Below are 5,384 nucleotides of genomic sequence, written 5' to 3' on the forward strand. Positions count from 1 at the left end.
CTGCAGGGCACGCATGTGGTCGCCTCGATGGTCGTGTTCGAGGACGGCCTGGCCCGCAAGAGCGAGTACCGCCGGTTCTCCGTGCGCGGGTTCGACGGCAGCGACGACATCTCCGCCATCCGCGAGGTGATCACCAGGCGGTTCCGCCGCTACCTGGCCGAGCGGGAGGAGACCGGCGAGCTTGACCGGCTCGGCGATCCCGAGGCAAGGGAAGAGCAAAACCTTCTTTCCTCCGAACGGTCCGTGGCGACTGGCCAGCGCAAGTTCGCCTACCCGCCGAACCTGGTGGTCGTGGACGGCGGGGCCCTGCAGGCCGCGGCGGCCGCCGGTGCGCTCGCCGAGCTCGGCATCGACGACGTGGCCGTCTGCGGCCTGGCCAAGCGCCTGGAAGAGGTGTGGCTGCCGGGGGAGTCCTACCCGGTGATCTTGTCCCGCAGCAGCGAGGGGCTGTACCTGCTGCAGCGGGTGCGGGACGAGGCGCACCGGTTCGCGATCGCCTACCACCGGGCCAGGCGGGGCAAGGCGGCGACCGCCTCGGCGCTGGACGGCGTGCCGGGGCTCGGCCCGGCGCGGCGGGCCGCGCTGCTGAAGAAGTTCGGCTCGGTGCGGGCGGTGTCGGCGGCGTCGGCCGACGAGATCGCCGCGGTGCCGGGAATCGGGCCCCGGCTGGCCGGGACGATCGTCGCGACGCTGGCCAGACCACAGGTGCGGGGGAGCTCGGGGGGACGCGATGACACAGACGAACGGTGACCGCACGGCGCACGGGGCGCCCGACATCGTCATCATCACCGGGATGTCGGGGGCGGGCCGCTCCACCGCGGCCAAGTCGCTTGAGGACCTCGGCTGGTTCGTGGTCGACAACCTGCCCCCCGCGCTGCTGCCCACGATGCTGGACCTGGCGGACCGCGCGTCGCTGGCCGGCATCGCCGCGATCGTCGACGTGCGGTCGCGGGCGTTCTCCACGGACCTGAAGACCGCGATCTCCTCCCTCGGCGCGCGCGGCGTCTCGCCCCAGGTGGTGTTCCTCGAGGCGGCCGACGAGGAGCTGGTCCGCCGGTTCGAGAACGTGCGCCGCCCGCACCCGATGCAGGGGGCGGGCACGATCATCGACGGCATCGCCGCCGAACGCGACCTGCTGCGCGCGGTCCGCGGCGACTCCGACGTCGTGCTCGACACCTCCGCCCTGAACGTGCACGAGCTGCGGGCGCGGATGCACGGCTACTTCGGCGGCGACTCGATGACAAGGCTGCGGCTGACGATCGTGTCGTTCGGCTACAAGTACGGCCTTCCCGTGGACGCGGACATGGTCGCCGACTGCCGGTTCCTGCCGAACCCGCACTGGGTTCCCGAGCTGCGCCCGCTGACCGGGCTTGACGCGGCGGTGCGCGACTACGTGCTCAGCCAGCAGGGCGCCGCGGCGTTCCTGGACTCCTACGTGACCGTGCTCGACGTGTCGCTGACCGGGTTCGAGCGGGAAGGCAAGCGGTTCGTCACGCTGGCCGTCGGCTGCACCGGCGGCAAGCACCGGTCGGTGGCGGTCGCCGAGCTGCTGGCGGCGCGCCTCGGCGGCCGCGACGTCACGGTGTCGCACCGGGACCTGGGACGGGAGTGACCGGTTGACACCGCAGACTCCGCTGGCGCCGTCGGCCCGAGCGCTGCGGGTTGTCGCGCTCGGCGGCGGGCACGGGCTCGCGGCGTCGCTGGCCGCGCTGCGCCGGGTGACGTCCGAGGTGACCGCGATCGTGACCGTCGCGGACGACGGCGGGTCCTCCGGCCGGCTGCGCCGGGAGTACGGCGTGCTCCCGCCCGGGGACCTGCGGATGGCGCTCGCCGCGCTGTGCGGTGACGACGAGTGGGGGACTACCTGGTCCCGCGTGGTGCAGCACCGGTTCGGCGGTGACGGCGAGCTCGCCGGGCACGCGGTCGGCAACCTGCTGATCACCGCGCTCGGGGAACTGCTCGGCGACCCGGTGGCCGGGCTGGACTGGGTCGGGCGGCTGCTCCGGGTGTGCGGGCGGGTGCTGCCGATGGCGGCGGTGCCGCTGGACATCGCCGCGTCGGTGGAAGGCGCGGACCCGGCCCGGCCGCGCGCGATCTCGGTCGTGCGCGGCCAGTCGGCGGTCGCCGTGACGACCGGACGAGTGCGGTCGATCGAGCTGGTGCCCGCCGACCCGCCGGCGGTGCCAGAGGCGCTCGCCGCGGTGCTGTCGGCGGACTGGGTCGTTTTCGGCCCCGGGTCGTGGTTCACCAGCGTGCTGCCGCACCTGCTGGTCCCGTCGCTGGCCGCCGCCCTGAGCCAGACGACTGCGCGGCGGCTCGTGGCGCTGAACCTGGTGCCGCAGCCCGGCGAGACAGAAGGATTTTCCCCGCACCGCCATCTGGAAGTTCTCGCCGATCACGCGCCATCATTGTCTTTTGACGTGGTGCTCGCCGACCGTGGCGCGGTCCGCGGCGCGGAGGACGAACTCGAGAAGGCGGCGGCACTGCTTCGTGCGTCGCTGGTGCTGGCGGAGGTCGCCGCGGGCGACGGCGCCACGCATGACCCCGTGCGGCTGGCGATCGCGTACCAAACCGTATTCGGGACCGCTTGGGCGGGGCGCGACGACAAGGGGGGTTGTGTCTGAATGGCGATGACCGGCCTGGTGAAGGACGAGCTCAGCCGCGTGCCGGTGGTGAAGCCGTGCTGCCGGAAGACCGAGGTGTCCACGCTGCTGCGGTTCGCCGGCGGGCTCAACCTGACCGGGTCGCCCGGGCGGATCGTGATCGAGGCCGAGCTGGACACCGCCGCCGTGGCGCGGCGGCTGCGCGCGAGCATCGCCGAGGTGTTCGGCCAGCCGTCAGAGCTGCTCGTGCTCGCCCCCGGCGGGCTGCGCAAGGGCAACAGGTACGTCGTCCGGGTCAGCAAGGGCGGTGACAGCCTGGCCAGGCAGGCCGGCCTGCTCGACAGCTTCGGCCGCCCGGTGCGCGGCCTGCCCCGCCAGGTGGTGTCCGGCGCCACCTGCGACTGCGAGGCCGTCTGGCGCGGGGCGTTCCTCGTGCACGGCTCGCTGACCGAGCCTGGCCGGTCGATGGCCCTCGAGGTCACCTGCCCCGGGTCGGAGACGGCGCTGGCGCTCGTGGGCGCCGCGCGGCGGCTGAAGATCGCCGCCAAGGCCCGCGAGGTCCGTGGCGTGGACCGGGTGGTGATCCGCGATGGCGAGGCGATCAGCGCGATGCTGACCCGGCTCGGGGCGCACGACAGCGTCCTGGCCTGGGAGGAGCGGCGGATGCGCCGCGAGGTCCGCGCGACCGCCAACCGGCTGGCGAACTTCGACGACGCGAACCTGCGCCGGTCGGCCCGCGCGGCAGTCGCGGCCGGCGCGCGGGTGGAGCGCGCCCTGGAGATCCTCGGCGCGGACGCCCCAGAGCACCTCACGATGGCCGGCCGGCTGCGGATCGCGCACCGGCAGGCCTCGCTTGAGGAGCTCGGCCAGCTCGCCGACCCGCCGCTGACCAAGGACGCGATCGCCGGCCGGATCCGCCGCCTCCTCGCGATGGCCGACCGCCGCGCCCACGACCTGGGCCTGCCCAACACCGAAGCCTGCCTGACCGCCGACATGCTCCCGTAGTGACGTGCCCGGCGGCGAAGGCCGCTGACGGCGCCTGCTGACCGACGCAATGCCGACTCCGGCCGCCCAGCCGCTGTCTCACGATCCGGACGCCTCGCCGCAAGATAGGACCCGAGCGGCAGATCGAAATGCGTATAAAACGGACAATGAACCTGCCGCCCGGGTCCTAAGTCGGTTCGAACCTCCCAGAATGAGACGGCCGCTGGCTAGAAGTAGACGCTGAGCGGCGGCTGCGTCCCGTGCATCAATAGGGGCCGCGACGAGGATGAGCGCGCTGGCGGCGCCGGCCCACGCCTGGTTGCCCGGCCGCAGGGCCGCGAACAGCCGTCCGTGGGCGCGCTCGCCGATGGCGCCCACCGCGCCGCCTCAAGCAACGGGTGCACGGGAACCGCTGTGTTCGCGGTCTTCTTCATGGGCAACCTCTTCATTGGAATAATCGCAGCGCACCGGGTGTTTTCCGAAAGCTATGAAGAAGTGTGTGACGTGCGGGTGCGAGCTGCATCCCGAGCGGGCGAAGAAGTACGACTACTGCATGTCGGGTGCGTGCCAGGAGAAGAACGCCAAGGGCCTGACGATCGTCGCGGTCGGGGTGAACAAGTCGGCCGAGCAGTACATGATCCTGGACGAGCGCACCAGGGACGAGCTGGCGAGCGGCAAGTACCACGACCAGCGCCGCGGATCGTTCGGCACGTCCGTGCCGGCGGCGGAGGCAGCCGGGACCGCGGCCAATCGCGTCCGCCCGCGGCCGCGGCCGCGGCCTGTCACCCCCAGTGCGGTCCGCCAGCCGTGGAGCCGGTCGCAGGAGAAGCTCGCGCTGCTGTACAACGAGCAGGGCCTGCGGCCGGATGAGATAGCAGGAAAACTGAGACTGAGCACGTACACGGTGACCCAGATCATCCTCAACGCGCGTAGCCGCGGCAAGCTCTGAGAGAACATCGCCTTTCTGCTCATTAACTATAGGAATAATGATATTGTTGCCTCCGTGCCGATGGCCGTCCGCCCAGGCAGCGTGCCGGTTCGCGATTTATCGTTTTTTTCCTTGAAATTGTTGTCTTTGCGCCTGATAACGCTAGCAGGGGAATTTTGCTATTCGTTGCCGGTTTTAGCCATCTGGAAATCAAGTATGGCAGCGCATAAGGTTGTTGAATTGCATTCGGCCGAACGCGAATGGCCCTACAGTGGGTTGCGCACGACCGAACTCCGCGCCGGGACACGCGACACGGTCGGACCGCTGGTGACGGGGCACCGAAGGTTGCGCGGATCGGGGAGCAAGAAGGATCCAGCCGTCCTTAGCACATCCGGGGGAAGACCGATGACCACTGCACAGGAACCGCTCGCACTCAGCGACGGAGCAGCCCGCCAGCTCGCCAACGCCACCAAGACAGTCCCGCAGATGGTGACAATCACGCCGCGGTGGCTGGTACGCATGCTGGAATGGGCGCCGGTCGAGGCCGGCATCTACCGGCTGAACAAGGTCAGGCATCCCGAGGCCATCGACATCGCCTGCCCGCCGCGCGACGAGTCGGAGCTGCCGCAGACCTACGTCGACTACGAGGAGAACGCCCGCGAGTACTTCCTGAACGCGGTAACGACGGTCGTCGACGTCCACACCCGGGTCTCCGACCTGTACAGCAGCCCCTACGACCAGATCAAGGAGCAGCTGCGGCTGACGATCGAAATCGTCAAGGAGCGCCAGGAGTCCGAGCTGATCAACAACGCCGAGTACGGCATGCTGGCGAACGTCGCGGGCGATCAGCGCATCAGGACAGGGACCGG

General features: G+C 70.7%; 5 protein-coding genes and 1 pseudogene. All 6 read left to right on the forward strand.

The genetic code is table 11. The features are described from left to right. Positions 1 to 750 (forward strand): helix-hairpin-helix domain-containing protein (locus tag Q1N79_RS00465; RefSeq protein ID WP_300602698.1); only part of this gene is annotated, 750 nt, incomplete at its 5' end. Beyond that, the gene (gene rapZ / locus Q1N79_RS00470; protein WP_300602700.1) at positions 731 to 1,612 is read left to right on the forward strand and encodes an RNase adapter RapZ; all 882 of its coding nucleotides are present in this window, start codon (positions 731 to 733) and stop codon (positions 1,610 to 1,612) included. The genes Q1N79_RS00465 and rapZ, both read left to right, overlap by 20 nt. A gap of 4 nt (positions 1,613 to 1,616) precedes the next feature. Beyond that, on the forward strand, positions 1,617 to 2,624 hold the full coding sequence (gene yvcK / locus Q1N79_RS00475; RefSeq protein ID WP_300602703.1) for a uridine diphosphate-N-acetylglucosamine-binding protein YvcK: 1,008 nt from the start codon (positions 1,617 to 1,619) through the stop codon (positions 2,622 to 2,624). Further along, on the forward strand, positions 2,625 to 3,608 hold the full coding sequence (gene whiA / locus Q1N79_RS00480; protein ID WP_300602706.1) for a DNA-binding protein WhiA: 984 nt from the start codon (positions 2,625 to 2,627) through the stop codon (positions 3,606 to 3,608). A 478-nt stretch (positions 3,609 to 4,086) separates the two neighbouring features. Then, complete coding sequence (locus Q1N79_RS00485) at positions 4,087 to 4,536, forward strand: hypothetical protein (protein ID WP_300602708.1); 450 nt, start codon at positions 4,087 to 4,089, stop codon at positions 4,534 to 4,536. Between the two features lie 384 nt (positions 4,537 to 4,920). Further along, positions 4,921 to 5,384: pseudogene (locus tag Q1N79_RS00490) on the forward strand (hypothetical protein); the annotation flags it as partial.

Origin of the sequence: Trebonia sp. (assembly GCF_030042015.1) — a bacterium.
Taxonomy (GTDB): Bacteria; Actinomycetota; Actinomycetes; order Streptosporangiales; family Streptosporangiaceae; genus Trebonia.